Here is a 17,071-nt window from a genome sequence, read left to right on the forward strand (position 1 = left end):
GTGTAGGAATTTCTATCTAGCTAGATTAACTGTTGGAGTCTCAAGCCCCGCAGCCATTTTAAGGATCCGCTAAGCTCGAAGATGGTGGTTCTTCGTACTGTTTCTTCCCATGGCTGCTCCCACCTACCACACCATCACCTTCGGCTGCCAAATGAACCGCGCCGATACCGAGCGCATGGCCGGGATCCTGGAGTCCCTGGGGTATGTGGCCACCGAAGATGAGTTGCAGGCAGACTTAGTTCTCTACAACACCTGCACCATCCGCGACAATGCTGAGCAGAAGGTCTATTCCTACCTGGGCATCCAGGCACAGCGCAAGCGCAAGAACCCGGCCATCAAGCTGATCGTGGCCGGCTGTGTGGCCCAGCAGGAAGGGGAAAAATTGTTGCGCCGCGTCCCTGAGCTGGATCTGGTCATGGGCCCCCAGTACGTGAACCGCCTTGGGGATCTGTTGGCGCAGGTGGAAGCCGGAAACCAGGTGGTGGCCACCGAGCCGGTTGAGATCCCAGAAGACATCACCAAGCCCCGTCGCGACAGCCAGGTCACTGCTTGGATCAACGTTATCTACGGTTGCAACGAGCGCTGCACCTACTGCATCGTGCCGCGGGTGCGAGGGCAAGAGCAGTCCCGCCAGCCCCAGGCCATCCGCGCCGAAATCGAAGACGTGGCCAGAGCAGGCTATCGAGAGGTGACGTTGCTGGGGCAGAACATCGATGCCTACGGACGGGATCTGGATCCCAAAACCAACCTGGCCAGCTTGTTGCGCTTCGTCCATTCGGTGGAAGGTATTGAACGGATTCGCTTTGCCACCAGCCACCCGCGCTACTTTACCGAGGAGCTGATCGCCACCTGCGCCGAGCTGCCCAAAGTCTGCGAGCACTTCCACATTCCCTTCCAGGCGGGCAGCAACGAAGTGCTCAAGCGGATGCGGCGCGGCTACACCCACGAGCGCTATCGCCAGATCATCCAGCTCATCCGCCAATACATGCCCGAAGCGGCCATCAGCGCCGATGCCATTGTCGGCTTCCCGGGAGAGACCGAAGCTCAGTTCCAAGAAACCCTGCAACTGGTGCAGGATATCGGCTTTGACCAAGTGAACACCGCCGCCTACTCCCCTCGTCCCGGCACCCCCGCCGCTGAGTGGCCCGACCAAGTGCCCGAGGAGGAAAAAAGCGACCGCCTGCAACGGCTGAACCGACTGGTGGCCGAGGTGGCCGCCGCCCGCAGTGCCCGACTCCTAGGCCAGGTGCAAGAGGTGCTGGTGGAAGGCCCCAACCCGAAAAACCCCCGCCAGGCAATGGGGCGTACCCGCGGCAATCGCTTGGTGTTCTTCGAAGGGGATCCAGAGCAACTGAAGGGATCCCTGGTGCCGGTGCGCATTACCGCCACGCGGGCTTTTTCGTTGACCGGCGAGGCAGTTGCCGTTGGCACTATCGGCTGAAGATTATCTCTAAATTGCCAAGCCCACGACGAGGATCGAACTCGTGACCTCCCCCTTACCAAGGGGGTGCTCTACCACTGAGCCACGTGGGCAAAGCCGATGGTGGGCCGAGTTGGATTCGAACCAACGTAGGCGTAAGCCAGCGGATTTACAGTCCGCCCCCTTTAACCCCTCGGGCATCGACCCATTGACACCGGTCTTTCATCATAGCAGAAGGTGTTGCCCAAATCAGACCTGCTCCCATCATCAGCCGCCTTAATCGAGAGGCCAGAGCTGGGAAGCCATCGGATCCTCGTGCAGACAATGAGGTGGCGCCAGAGCTGGCTACAGAGGGAAGCTGCCGGAAAAAGCCGGATCGGGTCGGGGCTGGACATTTTTCAAGACAAGCTGAACGCGGAACTTGATATCGTTGAAAACAGTCCTTCGGCCCCTGACCATGATTTCGACCCTCGGCACTCCCACCCATCCAGAGCAGACCCTTTCCCCCAACCAGTCTTTGCGCCCCTTGACCAGCCGTATCAACAGCCGGGGGCACTTGGAAATTGGGGGGTGCGACGTGGTGGAGCTGGTGCGCCAGTTCGGATCCCCTCTCTACATCCTGGACGAGTGGACGCTGCGCCGCGCCTGCCAGCTTTACCGCGACACCTGGGCCCGCTGCTACGCCGGGGGATCCCGGGTTTTGTACGCCACGAAAGCCTGGAACTGCCTGGCCATTTGTGCTCTGGCTCTGCAAGAAGGGCTGGGGTTGGATGTGGCTTCCGGCGGGGAGCTGTACACAGCCCTGCAGGCGGGGGCCAAAGGTGAAGATCTCTATCTGCACGGCAACGCCAAGTCTCTTGAGGAGCTGAACTTAGCCCTGGAGACAGGCTGTACTGTGGTGGCGGATAGCCTGTACGAGCTGCAGCAGGTCTCGGCCCTGGCCACACCCGAACGGCCAGCGCGGCTGCTCCTGCGGGTTAACCCCGGTATCGACGTCCACACCCACGAGTACATTCGTACCGGGCAAACCGACAGCAAATTCGGCATCGGGCGATGGCAATTGCCGGAAGTGCTGGATTTTTTGGCCGCCCATCCTCAGTTGCAGTGCGTCGGGCTCCACGCCCACATTGGGTCGCAGATTTTTGATCTGCAGGGCCACCGAGACCTGGCGGGGGTGCTGGCCCAGATCTGGCGGCAAGGGCTGGACAGAGGGTTGCCCCTACAAGAGCTCAATGTGGGTGGGGGCCTGGGGATCCGCTATATCGAATCCGATGATCCCCCCTCCATCCCGGAGTGGGTGGAAACTGTGGCAACGGCGGTGCAACAAGCCTTTGCCCAGTCCGGGATCCCTTTGCCCAAGGTGCTCTGCGAGCCTGGACGATCTGTGATTGGGCCGGCTGCCGTGACCGCCTACACCCTGGGAGGGCAAAAGCGGATCCCTCCCAGCGATGACCTGCCCCAGGGACGCACCTACATCACCATCGACGGTGGTATGTCCGACAACCCGCGCCCGATCACCTATCAAGCCCGCTATACCGCCCTTCTGGCCAACCGACCAGAGGCAGAGGCCACGCAGCGGGTAACGGTGGCCGGCAAGCACTGCGAGTCGGGGGATGTGCTGTTGAAGGATGTGCTTCTGCCCGCTCCAATGGCAGGAGAAGTGTTGGTGGTTTTGGCGACGGGGGCCTACAACTACAGCATGGCTTCCAATTACAATCGCTTCCCTCGGCCAGCCGCGGTGCTGGTCAACGAGGGAGAGGCCCAGTTGATTGTGCGGCGAGAAACTTATGCCGACTTAATCCGTCAAGATGTCTTGCCAGAGCGGTTGCTGCGTTGAAGGGGAAGTTTGCCCATACCCATCTGGTCAGTAGAGGCACAGCCTTTCCTGGCAGCGCCGACCGCAGCCAACGCACCTCATGCGAGAAAGACTGGAAGACAGCCAGGAGGTGAGTGGTAGGCTGGTCTGGGGGCCGCAGTCCAACAGGGGTTCTGAGGTGCAGAACGGCACCAGGCAGAAGGTCCGCAATGAGGGGAGCGTGAACGGGGTTTTTCGCCATGCTGGCGGCCTTATGGGCTTGGCTACAGCAGTTTAACTTTCTCAGCCTCTTGGACTGGGCTCTGGCTGTCTTTCTGTTGGCTTTGGCTCTCTACTACACCCGCGAAAGTCGTGCTGGGGTGCTGGTGAGGGGATTTATAGTGCTGCTGGTGCTGTACCTGGCCACAGCCTCTCTCCCCTTGGTTCACCTGATCTTGGATCGCCTGCTCCTGGGCGCAGCCGTAGCCATGGGCGTGCTCTTTCAACCGGAGTTTCGGCGGCTGCTGGAGCAATTGGCAAGAGCCATCCGCATGGAGTGGCCGAGCAACGCAGGCGATGACGAGGAGGATCCTGAGGAAGATTTGGTGGAAGAACTGGTGCAAGCAGTGCGAGAACTTTCCCAAAACCGCACAGGAGCGCTGATTGTCATCGAGCCGGAGCAGCCAATTGACTCGCGGGTGTTTACCGACAAAGGAGTACCTCTCCAGGCGCGGGTGTCGCGGGAGATCTTGCAGACCATTTTCCAGACTTCAACTTTGTTGCATGATGGGGCTGTGGTCATCCATCGGGATCGCATTCGCGCAGCGGGGGTCATCCTGCCGGTTTCGGAGCGGGCCGCCTCTCGGCAACTGGGCACACGGCACCGTGCTGCGATGGGGATCACAGAACAGACCAATTGCTTGTGTATTGTGGTCTCAGAAGAAACGGGCTGCATCTCGCTGGCGGAGGGTGGGCGCATCGAGCGACCTCTGACCAGTGCCAAGTTACACGAGCTGCTGGTACAGCGGTTGCGCAATCCCCGCGATGCCAAAAAACGAGATGCTCCGCTACGGGGATTGTGGGCCTACCCCTGGTTTCGCAATGGGCCGCTGCGCTGGTGGGGATCCCTCTCCGATCTAACTAAACTCTTTCGCAAACCTGAGAAAACCCTCCCGAAAGACTGATCCCCATGACCCTTTCTCCTGCCCATCTTCTGCACTTGCCTGCCGACCTGGATCCCCAGTTGTTGCCCCGCCATGTGGCGGTGGTGATGGATGGCAACGGGCGTTGGGCGCAAAAACGGGGTTTACCCCGCAGCGTTGGGCATCAGCGAGGGGTATCGGCCCTGAAGGAGCTGCTGCGCTGTTGCAATGATTGGGGGATCCCGGCCCTTACCGCCTATGCCTTCTCCACCGAGAACTGGGGCCGTGCCCGCGAGGAAGTGGATTTCCTCATGACGTTGTTCGAACAGGTGCTGTGGCGGGAGTTGGGGGAAATGGTGCAGCAGGGGGTGCGCATCCAGTTTGCCGGCCAGTTGTCGGCTCTGCCTCACTCTCTGCAGGAAACCATCGTGCATGCGGTGGAATGCACCCAGCACAACAAGGGCATTTGCCTGACGGTGGCCCTCAACTACGGGGGAAGACAGGAGATCCTGCAGGCCTGCCGCTCCATTGCCACCTTGGTGCAGCAGGGGCTGCTGCAGCCGGATCAGATTGACGAGGCCCTCTTTTCCCAATTTCTCTACACCACCGGCCTCTCCGATCCTGACCTGCTGATCCGCACCAGTGGCGAGATGCGCATCAGCAACTTCCTGCTCTGGCAGATGGCCTACACCGAGCAGTATTTCACCCCCATTCTCTGGCCGGATTTTGACCGAGCCGCTTTTCACCAAGCCTTGCTTAGCTATCAGTCGCGGCAGCGGCGGTTTGGCAGGTGAGGTTCCAGGTTGAATATCTGTCGCAAACCGGCAGCTAGCGCAAAAAGCTGGTCACCAACCACATCACCGCAAACGTGATCCCCACCAACAGCGCGCCAGGAGCATCGCCACCGGTGAGGGGAAGGGCAATGCCGTAGGCCAACATCAGCCCCAGGCTCAAGGCCGCCAGAGCCAAGAGAAAAGCGCGAATGAAGCGGCGCTCTTTGCGGTACAGGAAATAGATACAAGCCATCAGCCCCAAGGCCAGTTGCAGCGAGGGGTACTCATCGGGAGCCAAGATAACCCAACCCACCAGTCCACCCAGCAGCGCCGCAGGCCAGAGCGCATCGGCGGTAGAGGGGGTATCCAGCCAGCGGCTGACCCAAGGCGGATTTTGGGCAGCAGGGCGGGGCAAACTCAGCTCCGGCTCAGGATGGGCAGCCCGTTGTTCGGCGTAGCGAATGCGGTCGGGAACGGCGATTTTGCCCTCTTTGCGCAGGCGCAGGCGCTGCATCAGGATGGCATCGTAGGCTTGCTCCACCCGCTCCTGCTGCTGTTCGTCCGCGCCCAAGCTGGCCAGGAGCCTAGCCCGCGCCGATTGAATTTCTTCAAAGGAGGCTTCTTCGCTAATTCCCAACACCTGATACGGACTCATCTCAGCCATAGCGACCAGCCCTTTAACTCTCTATCACCTTAACCCAGCCTGCCCAACCTTCGATCCGGCTACGCGACAGGAACCGACAACGGGGATTGAGTTGCCCCATCCTCCAGGGATCCGGATTCGGAGGTCGAGGCAATTACTGCCTGCAGACATCGGGCTACATACTCAACCGCAGCGTAGGTGGTGGCTTTGCCAAGGCTAAGGCGAATGGATCCCAGTGCCTCGGCTTCCGAATAGCCCATGGCCAAGAGGATGCGGCTGGGGATCAGTTGGCCGCTGCTACAGGCGGAGCCGGCGCTAATGGCGATCCCCTGGCGGCTTAGGGCCCTGACCAGCACATTCCCCGGGATCCCTGCGGCGCAGTAGCTGAGGTGGTGGGGCAGGCGCTGCTCCAAACGGACGGGGCCGGTCAGCCGCAAACCGGGCACCTCCGCTAGCAACTGGGCCAAATGCCGTTGCAATTGCCGCAGGCGGGCCGTTTCTTGAGATAGCTCTTGGGCCGCCAAAGCTGCCGCCACTCCCAAGCCGACAATGCCCGGGATCCCTTGGGTGCCAGCCCGCAGCCGCCGTTCTTGCCCACCCCCCCGCAGCAGCGGTCGCAGCTCCACCCCTGGGCGCACGTACAGCGCCCCCACCCCCTGGGGCCCGTAGAGTTTATGCCCGGAAAGGGAGAGCAGATCCACCGGCAGTTGCGCCAGATCCAGCGGGATCCGCCCCACCGTCTGCACAGCGTCGGTGTGGAAGAGCACCCCCGCCTGGCGACAGATCTGACCCAGCTCTGCAATGGGCTGCAGGGATCCCACCTCATTTTGGCCGTGGACGATGGAGACCAAAACGGTATTGGGTTGCAGCGCCTGGATCAAAGTCTGGGGATCCACCTGGCCGGCGGCGTTCACCGGCAGACGGGTGACCTGCCAACCCTGGGACTGCAACTGGCGGGCAGCATTTTCCACCGAGGCATGCTCCACACTGGAGAGGATCAGGTGCTGGGGAGTGGAGTAGCACTGGGCCACCCCAAAGAGGGCCAAGTTGTTGGATTCTGTCCCCCCCGAGGTAAACAGCAGCGCCTCCGGCTCACAGTTAAGCAGCTCGGCCACCTGTTGCCGCGCCCGCTCCATGGCCATGGCGGCCCGTTCTCCCCACCCATGCAAGCTAGAGGGATTGCCCCAGCTTTCCTGCATCGCCATCCGCATGGCCTCAATGACCTCGGGCCGGGGGGGAGTGGTGGCGCTGTGGTCGAAGTACAGGGTGGGATCCAGAGGCAACATGAAGACTTCACAACCCAGGACTCAATGTCCTCATCTTAGTGCGGGGTTGTGGTCGGCTCATACCCCTTGGCGCAGCCGTTCTAGCACCCCGCGATCTTCGAGGGTGGAGGTATCGCCACTGATGCCGGCGCCAGCCGCCAAATCCCGCAGCAAACGGCGCATGATCTTGCCGGAGCGGGTTTTGGGCAGGGCCTCGGTGAAGCGAATTTCGCTGGGGCGGGCAATGGCCCCGATTTCGGAGACCACATGTTGCATCAACGCTTGGCGCAGCGCTTCGCTGGGCTCATAGCCCTCCGACAGGATGACAAAGGCCACGATCACCTCGCCTTTGAGGTCATCTGGGCGACCGACCACAGCCGCTTCGGCAACTGCAGGATGAGACACCAAGGCCGATTCAAGTTCCATCGTGCCGAGGCGATGTCCTGCCACATTGATGACATCGTCCACCCGGCCCATCACCCAAAAATAACCGTCTTCATCCCGGCGGGCCCCATCCCCGGCAAAGTAGAAATACTGCCCATCTTGGGGAGGGATCCGCTCCCAGTAGCTGGTGTGGAACCGCTGCGGATCTCTATAGATAGTGCGCATCATGCCCGGCCAGGGGCGACGGATCACCAAATACCCCCCTTCGGGTGCCGGGTTCCCCTCCATATCGACAACATCTGCTTGAATGCCCGGAAAAGGACGGGTAGCCGATCCCGGCTTGGTGGCGGTAACCCCCGGCAAGGGCGAAATCATAATGCCGCCGGTTTCGGTCTGCCACCAGGTATCCACAATGGGGCAGCGCTCGTTGCCGATGACGGTGTGGTACCACATCCAAGCTTCGGGATTGATCGGCTCGCCAACCGTGCCCAACAGGCGCAGCGAAGAGAGATCATGCCGACGGGGCAGGGCGTCGCCACTTCTCATAAAGGCCCGGATGGCCGTTGGAGCAGTGTAAAAAATGGAGATGCGGTGACGGGCGATTAACTCCCAGAAGCAATCGGGCTTGGACGGTCGCGGCGCCCCTTCGTACATAAACACCGTTGCCCCGTTGGAGAGGGGGCCATAGACGATGTAGCTGTGTCCCGTGATCCAACCGATATCGGCAGTACACCAGTAGATGTCTTCTTCGTGCAAATCGAAGATCCACTGGCAGGTGATGTGGGTGTAGAGGTTGTAGCCGCCGCTGGTGTGGACAACGCCTTTGGGCTTGCCGGTGGTGCCGGAGGTGTAGAGGATAAACAGCATCGCCTCCGAGTCCATCGGCTCGGCAGGGCACGCTTCCTCCAAGCCAGGAGCCAGCTCATGCCACCAAACATCTCGGCCTGGGGTCATCGGCACGGCTTGCCCCGTCCGCCGCACCACCAAGACGTTTTCGACAGTGGGCACTCCCTCTGCCAGCGCCAAGTCCACCTGCGGCTTGAGGGGGACAATCGCATCTTTGCGCCAGCCCCCATCGGCGGTGATCACGGCTTTGGCTTCCGCATCCCGCAGCCGCTCCTTGAGAGCCTCCGCGCTAAAGCCCCCAAACACCACCGTATGGGCTGCCCCGAGCCGAGCACAGGCCAGCATGGCCATGACGGCTTCCGGGATCATCGGCATGTAGATCCCCACCCGATCCCCTTTTTGAATGCCCAGGGCCTTCAGGCCGTTGGCCCAACGGCAGACCTCGCGATGGAGCTGCTCATAGGTCAAGGTGCGAATGTCCCCCGGTTCTCCCTCCCAGATCAGGGCCAGTTTGTGGCGGCGGCCATTTTCCAGGTGGCGATCCAAGCAGTTGTAGCTGAGGTTGAGCTGTCCTCCCACAAACCACTGCGCCTGGGGAGGATCCCAGTGCAACACCTGCTGCCAAGGCTGAAACCAGTGCAACTCCTGCCGAGCCAGCCGTTCCCAAAAACCTAAGGGATCCGCCTCGGCTTCCTGACAAAGCTGTTGGTAGCGACTGGGGGTGATGCGGGCCTGTTGCACAAACGAAGGGGGCGGGGGGAAAAGGCGCTTTTCCTGCAGGATGGATTCGAGGGCGGGTTGAGACATGGTCAAAGATGAGTGAGGAAAAGAAGTTCTGCAACGCCCACAGAAGGGCGAGGGGATGGAATTGCAGTAGAATACAAATCCCGGCGAGGGTAGGGCAAGGGATGGGCAGGCAATCTCAATTGATTGTAAAGATTCTGAAGATTTTTTGAATGAGAAGTGGTTCAGGGGTATTCCCAGGCAGGGCTCAGGTGAAAAAGGTGGCACGTTGGCGGTGCATCACCACCGACTCCACCAAGCCGATGGCCAGAAAATTGGTCAGCAGAGCCGAGCGGCCATAACTTAGAAAAGGCAAAGGCAAGCCGGTAATCGGGGCCAGGCCGATGGTCATGCTGATGTTCACCACCGCCTGAAAGAGGATCATCGCCAGCACCCCAATGGCAATCAGGGATCCAAAATTGTCCTTGGCCCCTTGGGCAATCCAGATCAGCCGCGCACACAGGATCCAAAACAGGATCAGCACCGTCAGGGTGCCGATAAAACCCATCTCTTCCCCAATGGCCGAGAAAATAAAATCCGTGTGCTGTTCGGGGATGAAGTCCAGCTGGGTTTGGGTGCCCTGCTGGATACCGCGGCCCCAGAGGCCGCCGGCTCCGATGGCAATGCGGGATTGAATGAGGTGATAGCCGGCTCCCCAGGGCTCTTGCATGGGATCGATAAAAATCTCCAGCCGCCGCCGCTGATAGGGCTTGAGAAGGTGCCAAGCTAGCTGACCCAACTGCCCCGAGAGCAGGTTGATTACCCCAAAAGTTACGGCCCCCGTCCACTGCCAGGGGAGACGCCAAGCAGCCAACCCCGCCATTCCCAGACACCAGAGCAGCCAAACCCAAAGCATCCAGCTCAGCTCTGGGCGAGTGTGTAAGCCATAGAGAATGGCTCCCACCCCCGGCGACAGGAGCAAGAGGATCCAACTGCCCTTGGCCCCGGCCCAGTAGAGCATGACCAGGACAATCACCACAAACACCAGGGCAGTGCCCAGGTTGGGCTGCAGGAAAATCAAGATCCAGGGAGGAGCAATGACGGCAACGGCCACCCAAATCTGGCTGAAGTACTTGATCGGCCAGTGGTGCAGGAGAGCAGCCAGGGTAACAATTACCCCCAGCTTGGCAAACTCAGAAGGCTGCACCTGAAAGCCAGCGATGGAGAGCCAGCGCTCCGCTCCTCCGCCTGCTGTGCCGAAAAAGAGCACTGCAATTAAACTCGCCAAGGTCAGGAAGTAGGTGAACCAGTGCCAGCGCAACAGCCGCTCATACGGGATCCGGGCTACCATTCCCAAAAACACCAGGCTGATCCCGGCCATGATCAACTGCTGTACCCAGTAGTGGCTGATGGGACGCTCCCAGACTGCGCTGCGGATGGCAAGAATGCCGATGCCCGTCAAGGCCAGCACTGTGGCCAGCAACATGCCATCGAACTCGCGCCAGGGAGCCAAGATCTGCCGCAGAAGCTTTTTCCACCTAGGCTGAGAAGACACCTTTGGGTCAACGTTGCCCAGCAATAGACCCCATCCTCCAAAGCAAGGCCAGCACCAGTTTGACATGCCCCTTGCCCCACTGGCTCACTCTCGACCCCTCTCCCACGGGGGGAGCTATTCCCAGCTCTGCAGTTGCCCTAGCCAAGCGGAGAGGCGGGATCCCACCTCTTCTCGACGCCCTTCAAGATTGGCTGCCGTCCAAATCAGAAGCAGGCCCAGCAGGATCCCAGTGGCCCAGAGCAGCAGCGCATCAGTTGTTACCAACAGCCATCCCTGCCGCAGGATCCCCAGCCCAAAGGCCAGCGTGCCCACGAAGAGATAGGCTCTTACCCGCAAGGCCAAGCCCAGCAGACCCAAGGCCAAACCCAACCCTACCGGCCAAAAGCCCGTCCACCGTTGCCCGTGAGTTTCCACCAGCACCACCAGCAGCCATGTGCCCAAGGAAACCAGCCGCAGCCAATGCCGCCCCCGCCGTCCGTTGGTTTCCTGTAATCCCGGATCCACCTGGGCCACATAGAGCAGGGATCCCACCAGGGGCAGGGCGGAGAACGTGAGAGAAGACCAGTCCTGTTGCTGGATGTAATCCCAGAGGATCCAGTTGCTCAAGAACAGGCTGACATAGCCCAGGCGCACTTGGGATCTCCAGATAGCCAGCAGGGCATAGTAGGTTGCCCCCAGCAGCAGATTAAGGGTGTTATTTCCTCCCGCGGTTACCAGAAAAGCGGCCAGGGGCAGCACCAAGGCTGTATTCTGCCAAGGAGCCGCCGGCCAGCCCCACCGTCGCCAGGGCAAGCCATGGTAAACCAGCCCCAGCCCACAGAGCAGGGATCCGGCCCACCGCGCTATGGATAGCTGCGGCAGCCCCAGGAACACACCGCCCAGCAGAACCCCAGCTCCTTGCCATGCACTGAGGTAACCCCAGACCGTTGGCACCCAATTTTGCTCTGTTGGAGATTCTGAAGTTGAGGTTCTCGCCTGTCCGGCGGCATAGGCCACCAGGCCGGATCCCGTCAGCACCCAGAGGAGCTGTCCCCAACGGCTGAGGCGAGGATCGAAAAGGGCAGACCAGAGGACAAGGCTGGCCAGAGCCCAGTTGGCCAAGGCCATCCAGCGCAACCCAGCTCTTTTAAGCTGCAGGGTCGCCGCCAGCCAAGGGGGACAAAAGCCGTAGCCCCAGGCCAAGCTCAGCCCTAACAGAGCGATCAACACCAACCCATTTGCCAGGGATCCCCCAGTTCGCTGGCTGAGGAAGTAAAGCCAGCTCTCGTAGGCGGCCACAGACACGCCCCAAGCGCCCAGGAGCCCTTTCCAGTTGGCAGGACGGAGGTCTTCCCGGCCTTGCTCTTGCGCCCGTTGGACCGCCTGTCGACGCCCCAGGCCCAGCAACACGATGGAGAGACCTAAGCTGCCCAAGCCCGTTACCTCACTCCACTGGGCATGGGATCCCAGCCAGCCCAACCCTGCATAGATCAAAGGCCCCGTCCGCCAGAAGCTCAGGGCCCTGACCTGTTGCAGGAGCTGCCCCCCCAAAGACTTTGTCCCGCCAGCGCGAGCGGCCCCCTCAAGCAAGAATTTTTCCGGCCCAATCCAAAAGAGGATCCCCAGGCTCAGATTGATGACGGCAAGCAGAGGGGCAACAGGACGGGATCCCTGCACAGCCCACAACACGCCGCTTGCCGCCAGTAGCTCCAAAGCCCAGATCAGCCCATAGGACAGCCCCTCCATTACAGACCATGAGATGGCCGACGAAGCCTCCTGACCGCTGCCGCCAGTTGAGACATCCTCCGCCCTGGAAGGAGACGGGCTTTCGCTCTCCAAGCCAGCAGGATGGACACCGCCGTCGCGATAAAAAGCGGGAGCCACTTCCACCCAAAGCCGCAAAACAATGGCCACCAGGACAGTCCCAGAGGCCAGGGTCAGAGCCACTGGGGAATCCAGGTACTTTCCACCACCGATGCGACCTGCTTCTGGCTGCAATGTCTGCAACGTTAGGGAAAGTAAAAGTACGATCCCCAGCAGAAAGCCAAAGCCATCCAGCACCGGTCGGTAAGCTGCCCGAAGGCGGGGAGAGAGGTAGTGGAACGGAGTCCCTAGGCTGTAGCGACAGCCGCTAGTGCTCCGCACCGCTGTCGCGAACAACAGCAGCACCCCCAAGGCCGTCAGCCATTCTGACTCCGTTAAAGCGGGGAACAGCCGATGGATTCCCACCAGACCGAACCCCCAGCCAAACGTCACTGTCAACAGCACCTCTGCTGGAACAACTGCGTTGGCGGTGTGGAGCTCATGGTCGGCGGAGGGGAAAGAGGCCCACACCCACACCTGAGTGGCCATCAGCAGCAACCCCAAGCCCAGACCCAGAAACTCAACCCCCGGCCTTCCAAAGGTGAGTAACTGGGCCAGCAAAAGGGAGAGAACTGCCGGGAAACGCAAAGACCCGCGCTCCGGGATCCCCTGCTGCCAGGAAAGGGATCCCAATCCCCCTTGCTCTGGGCTCTGCAGCCAGCGGGGCATGAACTCCAGGGGGGGCAGGGCCAATACCTGAGCTGCCGTCAAAACAAGAGGCACCAGCAGCCACAGCCAGCCAAAGGATTGTTCACCCGTCGCAGACAACTCGGGGAGCCGTTGCAGCAAAAACGCCAAGTAGCTGGATCCCACCAGCACCAGCCCTATGCCATCTGCACTTCGCTGCCACAGCCCCACGGGCAATCCCCAAAAGCGCCCTGACCCACCCAGAGCCACCCGCCCTGCCCATTCCAATAGACCCACCAACAGCAGAACCACTCCCCAAGCGGACAAGCTAGTGCTCCGCACCGCTGGCGCGAACAAGTCGGGCAAAAGCCAGCGGATCCCGGCTAGCAGTGCCCCCACTCCGTAGGCGTGGGTCAGGAGTACCCAAAGAAAGTTGGGAGTTTCTCCTGATCTGGACTTTTGTTGTAGCCACCAGGCCAGGATCCCGGCGCTCAAAAGCAAGTGCCAAAAGCGAATGGCCGGATAGGGAAGGCTCAAGAGCAGCAGGGATCCCCCTAGCCCCAAAACCAAGCGCTCTGTTGGTTCTACCAGCCTAGAAAAGCCTGTCTCACCGGCTTCTGGAGTGCTCCTCTGCCAGCGGGCCGCCAACCCCAACCACAGCACCTCGTAGGGCAGTAGCACCAACCCCAGCAATCCCCAGGGGGAATCAAGGGGCTGAAACCAGTTGATCACTGTAGCCACAACTGCTTGCCGCCAGCTTGGGGGCCACACCTGCCAAAAAGCCCAGCAAGTTTCCAGGCCCAGCAAGAATAGCAACGTCAAATGCACCCTGAGGATCTCGTCCTGCTGACGCGACTGGGTGTGTCGGCGCAGACGCCCGGTTAGAACATGGATCCCCAGCAGGCTAATGCCCGGCAACTGCCAGCCGCTGAAACGGCTCTCCGCCAAGCCAATGGCGGCCAGCAGCCAGCCCACCACCAACAGCACCCAGCTTCCATCCCACCAGCGGGAGAGCATCCCCTCCTGAGCGCCTTCTGCTACGATGTGCGGGGATCCCTGGGGCCATTCCGCTGCCAGCCAACCCAACAGGGCCACCGCCAACCCCAACTGCGACACTTGGACATGCCCAGACAGCAGCCCCCGCAGGATCAACAGGGATCCGGCAGCCCCGATTAGCCAGAGCCTGGAGCCCCGTAATTCTAGAGACCGGCGGCTCCAGGTGTAAATCACGGTGCTGAGGATCCCCAGATACAGGATCCCCAGGGCAACCGTGGGGCGAAGCTCCTGCGGCCCCAGGCTCCAGAAAGCGTGCAAGCCGGAGAGGGACAAAAAGTTCACCAAGGTTCCATAAAAGGCGTATCCGGCACTAGTGCTCCGCACCGCTGGCGCGAACAAACTCAGCGAGCGCACCTGCCGCCCAGCCGCCAACGGGATCCCCAGCAGCAAGCCCAGCGCCAGGATACGGATCCCCCAAGGGATCCCCAGCCCATCCAGCGCCCACACGTTCACCGGCACCAGCAGCAAGGCAATGGCCTCGAGAGTCTGGCCGGTTAGACGCAGCCCTTCCTGCCGCTGAGCCCACCCAGCGCCCACCCCAAAAGCCGCCGTGTAGGCCAAGAGCACCCCATACTGGGCAGTTGGGGAAAATTGCTCCCAGCGGCTGGCCGCCAGCACCCCGGAGGACACCACCACCAAAAACAGGCCCAGCAGCAACAGCCAAGTCACGCTTAGCTCGGACAGCAAGTTCCGCAGCAAAACAGCCAGTGCCGGGGGAGAGGGGGACAAGGACTCCGTCCGAGTAGCGCGATAGTGCTCCGCACCGCTGGCGCGAACAGGTTGAGGGGCAGCTTGGGGCTCTTCTCCCGCCTCAACTCCAGATCCAGCCAGGCGAGCATTTCTTTCCCGCACCATCCCCGGGATCCAAATCAAATCCAGGAGCTGTCCGATCCCCAGCAGCCCAAAAGTAAGCAGCCAGAGCAGCCCCGTGCCCCAGCGGCGCAGATAAAAACGGTGCAAGCCACAAATGCCAAGTAAACCTAAAAGCCACAGCACGTAGGCCGAGCCAAGACGGGCCGGGATCTCGTCGCCAGGGGAAACTGCCCCTGGCCTTGCTTCTCTCTCCTCCGCCTCCAGCCGATACTGCTCCACCAGCAGGCGAAAGTGCTCTGGGGTCAGTAAGCCCAGCTCCAGCCAAGCTCGCAAACCTCGCAACACCTGCTGCCGGGATCCCCGAACGGTGAGCTGCAAAAGGACGTCGTCCGAGGAGCGCGAACGGTCAGATTGCGGCTCCTCTGTTCCTGAGGGCAGAGCGCGATCCTGGGATCCCATGGCCAGATTCCTTGAGCAAAAGGCTTGGGGCTACTGCTACTCTAAGCCTTGCTCTGTCCGGTTGCCATGCTGTTCTCAAATCCTTCTCTTGCTCCGGCAGAGTGTCAGTTCCTGCTGATGCGACCAGCCCTCTAAACCTCAGTTGGGATCCCTGGGATCTCGCTGCTGTGAGTGCTGCGCAAGACGGGAAGCGTCATCATCTGTCCCAGGCGTGAAACGGTGAGCTCCGCCGCCGGAATGGGCTCCGAGACCTGTCCGCCGCTGAACACCATCACCCGGTTGCTGTACAGCAGGATCTCGTCCAAATCTGCAGAGGCAAAAAGAATGGCTGTACCCCTTTGGGTGCGTTCTAGCAATTGCCCCCAGACCCACAGCGCCGACTCGATGTCCAACCCTCGCGTTGGGTGCTCCATCAGCAACAGGGTCAGGGGTGTGGGCAAGAGAGCCAACTGGCTGCGCTGCTGGTTGCCCCCCGAGAGTTGCTCCACCCGGCTGTAGGGGTGACCCCGAATGCTGAAGTGTTCGATGGCCGCTTGGGCCTGCTGACGGGCCAGAGCCCAGTTGATCCAGGGATCCTGCTGCTGGAGGGCAAAATGCTCCTGCAACGTTAGGCCGGGGATCAGCCCTTCCCGCAGCCGATCCGCCGGAGAAAACCCCACCCCACAGCGCAGATAGTCGCCGTAAGGACGGCCTGTCATCTCCTGCCCCCCCAACAGAATCCGGCCACGCCTGGGCGGCAACAACCCTGCACAGGTGAGCAGGAAAGAGCGTTGCCCACTGCCTTCCAAACCGGCCAACCCAATCACTTCCCCCGGCTGCACCGCCAGATCTGGCAAAGCCAAGGCAAACGGCTCATGCCGCACCACCAGGGAGCGCAACTCCAACAGGGGATCCGCTCTCCTTTGCGGAGAATGGGGCCGAGCCGGGGGTGTCAACTCCCGCCCGAACATCCAATCGATCAACTGCTGTTCCAACAGGGCAATGTCTTCACCCCTAACAGGCAGCTCCCCTACCACCTCCCCCTGCCGCATCACCGTCACCCGATCGCAAAGGCATTCCACATCGGCCAGCTTGTGGGAGACGAAGATCACCGATTTGCCCTGCCCCGCCAGCCTTCTCAGAGCCGCGAACAAAAGATCTTTTTGCGCTGCAGAAATGCCCGTCGTCGGCTCATCCAAAATCAAGGTGTTGATCCCCAGGGAAAGCAACCGCAGCATTTCCAGTTGTTGCCGTTCCCCCACCGTCAAACTGCCGATGGCTCCATCGGGGTTGAGATTAAAACCAAACTCTTCACAGGCTTTCTCAAGACGTTTCCGGCTTTCTCGCAGCCCCAAACCCAAGCGCCCCCGCTGCCCGGCAATAAAGTTTTCCAGCACCGTCAGAGAAGGAAAATCCAAGGGATCCTGGTGCAACATGCCAATGCCCAGGCGAATGGCTGCTGCAGGGCTGTCGATGCGAACCGGTCGCCCATCAATCCAAATCTCCCCCTTATCACAGCGCAGAAAGCCGCTCAGGATTTTGACCAAGGTACTTTTGCCGGCCCCGTTTTCCCCAAGCAGGCCGTGGATCGTGCCCGCCTCCACCCGTAAGGACACATCGCGGTTCGCCTGTACCGCCCCAAAACGCTTGTGGATGTGCAGCAGCTCGACCTTCATCTTGACTATGGTAACTTGCTCCCCCCAAACTCAAAATCCGGAAGAATACACTTGCTGAGGTTGCAAGCGCCAG

Annotated in this window: 10 protein-coding genes and 2 tRNA genes; 4 read left to right on the forward strand and 8 right to left on the reverse strand. The window is 60.9% G+C overall.

What is annotated here, in order from left to right; translation table 11 throughout:
• Nucleotides 1–109 precede the first annotated feature (109 nt).
• Nucleotides 110–1,441: a tRNA (N6-isopentenyl adenosine(37)-C2)-methylthiotransferase MiaB gene (gene miaB, locus ACVWVQ_RS03865; protein WP_457506973.1), complete on the forward strand. Its 1,332-nt coding sequence runs from the start codon at nucleotides 110–112 to the stop codon at nucleotides 1,439–1,441.
• Between the two features lie 20 nt (nucleotides 1,442–1,461).
• On the opposite strand, the gene ACVWVQ_RS03870 is transcribed toward miaB, so the two are convergent.
• Nucleotides 1,462–1,533 (reverse strand) — tRNA-Thr (locus ACVWVQ_RS03870).
• A gap of 8 nt (nucleotides 1,534–1,541) precedes the next feature.
• Nucleotides 1,542–1,627, reverse strand: a tRNA-Tyr gene (locus tag ACVWVQ_RS03875).
• A 250-nt stretch (nucleotides 1,628–1,877) separates the two neighbouring features.
• Between ACVWVQ_RS03875 and lysA the strand changes: the two genes are divergently transcribed.
• The 3 genes from lysA to ACVWVQ_RS03890 all read left to right on the forward strand — a co-directional run bounded on the left by lysA (nucleotide 1,878) and on the right by ACVWVQ_RS03890 (nucleotide 5,151).
• Nucleotides 1,878–3,257, forward strand: a complete 1,380-nt coding sequence (gene lysA, locus ACVWVQ_RS03880) for a diaminopimelate decarboxylase (RefSeq protein WP_457506975.1) — start codon at nucleotides 1,878–1,880, stop codon at nucleotides 3,255–3,257.
• Between the two features lie 218 nt (nucleotides 3,258–3,475).
• Nucleotides 3,476–4,399: a diadenylate cyclase CdaA gene (gene cdaA, locus ACVWVQ_RS03885; protein ID WP_414355704.1), complete on the forward strand. Its 924-nt coding sequence runs from the start codon at nucleotides 3,476–3,478 to the stop codon at nucleotides 4,397–4,399.
• A gap of 5 nt (nucleotides 4,400–4,404) precedes the next feature.
• Nucleotides 4,405–5,151: an isoprenyl transferase gene (locus tag ACVWVQ_RS03890; RefSeq protein WP_414355703.1), complete on the forward strand. Its 747-nt coding sequence runs from the start codon at nucleotides 4,405–4,407 to the stop codon at nucleotides 5,149–5,151.
• A 34-nt stretch (nucleotides 5,152–5,185) separates the two neighbouring features.
• Here ACVWVQ_RS03890 and ACVWVQ_RS03895 read toward each other — a convergent pair whose 3' ends face one another.
• The 6 genes from ACVWVQ_RS03895 to ACVWVQ_RS03920 form a co-directional block, all read right to left on the reverse strand.
• On the reverse strand, nucleotides 5,186–5,794 hold the full coding sequence (locus tag ACVWVQ_RS03895) for a CPP1-like family protein (protein ID WP_414355702.1): 609 nt from the start codon (nucleotides 5,792–5,794) through the stop codon (nucleotides 5,186–5,188).
• A gap of 59 nt (nucleotides 5,795–5,853) precedes the next feature.
• Complete coding sequence (locus tag ACVWVQ_RS03900) at nucleotides 5,854–7,059, reverse strand: cysteine desulfurase family protein (RefSeq protein ID WP_457506979.1); 1,206 nt, start codon at nucleotides 7,057–7,059, stop codon at nucleotides 5,854–5,856.
• A 57-nt stretch (nucleotides 7,060–7,116) separates the two neighbouring features.
• Nucleotides 7,117–9,075: an acetate--CoA ligase gene (gene acs / locus ACVWVQ_RS03905; RefSeq protein ID WP_457506981.1), complete on the reverse strand. Its 1,959-nt coding sequence runs from the start codon at nucleotides 9,073–9,075 to the stop codon at nucleotides 7,117–7,119.
• Nucleotides 9,076–9,259: 184 nt separating this feature from the next.
• A complete protein-coding gene (gene rodA, locus ACVWVQ_RS03910) occupies nucleotides 9,260–10,570 on the reverse strand; it encodes a rod shape-determining protein RodA (protein ID WP_457506983.1) in 1,311 nt (436 codons plus the stop codon).
• A 90-nt stretch (nucleotides 10,571–10,660) separates the two neighbouring features.
• Nucleotides 10,661–15,343 (reverse strand): NINE protein, encoded by a 4,683-nt coding sequence (locus ACVWVQ_RS03915; protein WP_457506985.1) that lies wholly within the window; start codon nucleotides 15,341–15,343, stop codon nucleotides 10,661–10,663.
• 131 nt (nucleotides 15,344–15,474) lie between these two features.
• Complete coding sequence (locus ACVWVQ_RS03920; protein WP_457506987.1) at nucleotides 15,475–16,998, reverse strand: ABC transporter ATP-binding protein; 1,524 nt, start codon at nucleotides 16,996–16,998, stop codon at nucleotides 15,475–15,477.
• Nucleotides 16,999–17,071: the final 73 nt, after the last annotated feature.

The sequence above is a fragment of the Thermostichus sp. MS-CIW-36 genome (assembly GCF_054059035.1).

What these genes read in the sequence shown, in the direction of transcription:
- ACVWVQ_RS03920 (WP_457506987.1), bottom strand. Translation starts at nt 16,998, where the DNA reads ATGAAGGTCGAGCTGCTGCACATCCACAAGCGTTTTGGGGCGGTACAG.
- ACVWVQ_RS03895 (WP_414355702.1), bottom strand. Translation starts at nt 5,794, where the DNA reads ATGGCTGAGATGAGTCCGTATCAGGTGTTGGGAATTAGCGAAGAAGCC.
- lysA (WP_457506975.1), top strand. Translation starts at nt 1,878, where the DNA reads ATGATTTCGACCCTCGGCACTCCCACCCATCCAGAGCAGACCCTTTCC.
- acs (WP_457506981.1), bottom strand. Translation starts at nt 9,075, where the DNA reads ATGTCTCAACCCGCCCTCGAATCCATCCTGCAGGAAAAGCGCCTTTTC.
- cdaA (WP_414355704.1), top strand. Translation starts at nt 3,476, where the DNA reads ATGCTGGCGGCCTTATGGGCTTGGCTACAGCAGTTTAACTTTCTCAGC.
- ACVWVQ_RS03900 (WP_457506979.1), bottom strand. Translation starts at nt 7,059, where the DNA reads ATGTTGCCTCTGGATCCCACCCTGTACTTCGACCACAGCGCCACCACT.
- ACVWVQ_RS03915 (WP_457506985.1), bottom strand. Translation starts at nt 15,343, where the DNA reads ATGGGATCCCAGGATCGCGCTCTGCCCTCAGGAACAGAGGAGCCGCAA.
- miaB (WP_457506973.1), top strand. Translation starts at nt 110, where the DNA reads ATGGCTGCTCCCACCTACCACACCATCACCTTCGGCTGCCAAATGAAC.
- ACVWVQ_RS03890 (WP_414355703.1), top strand. Translation starts at nt 4,405, where the DNA reads ATGACCCTTTCTCCTGCCCATCTTCTGCACTTGCCTGCCGACCTGGAT.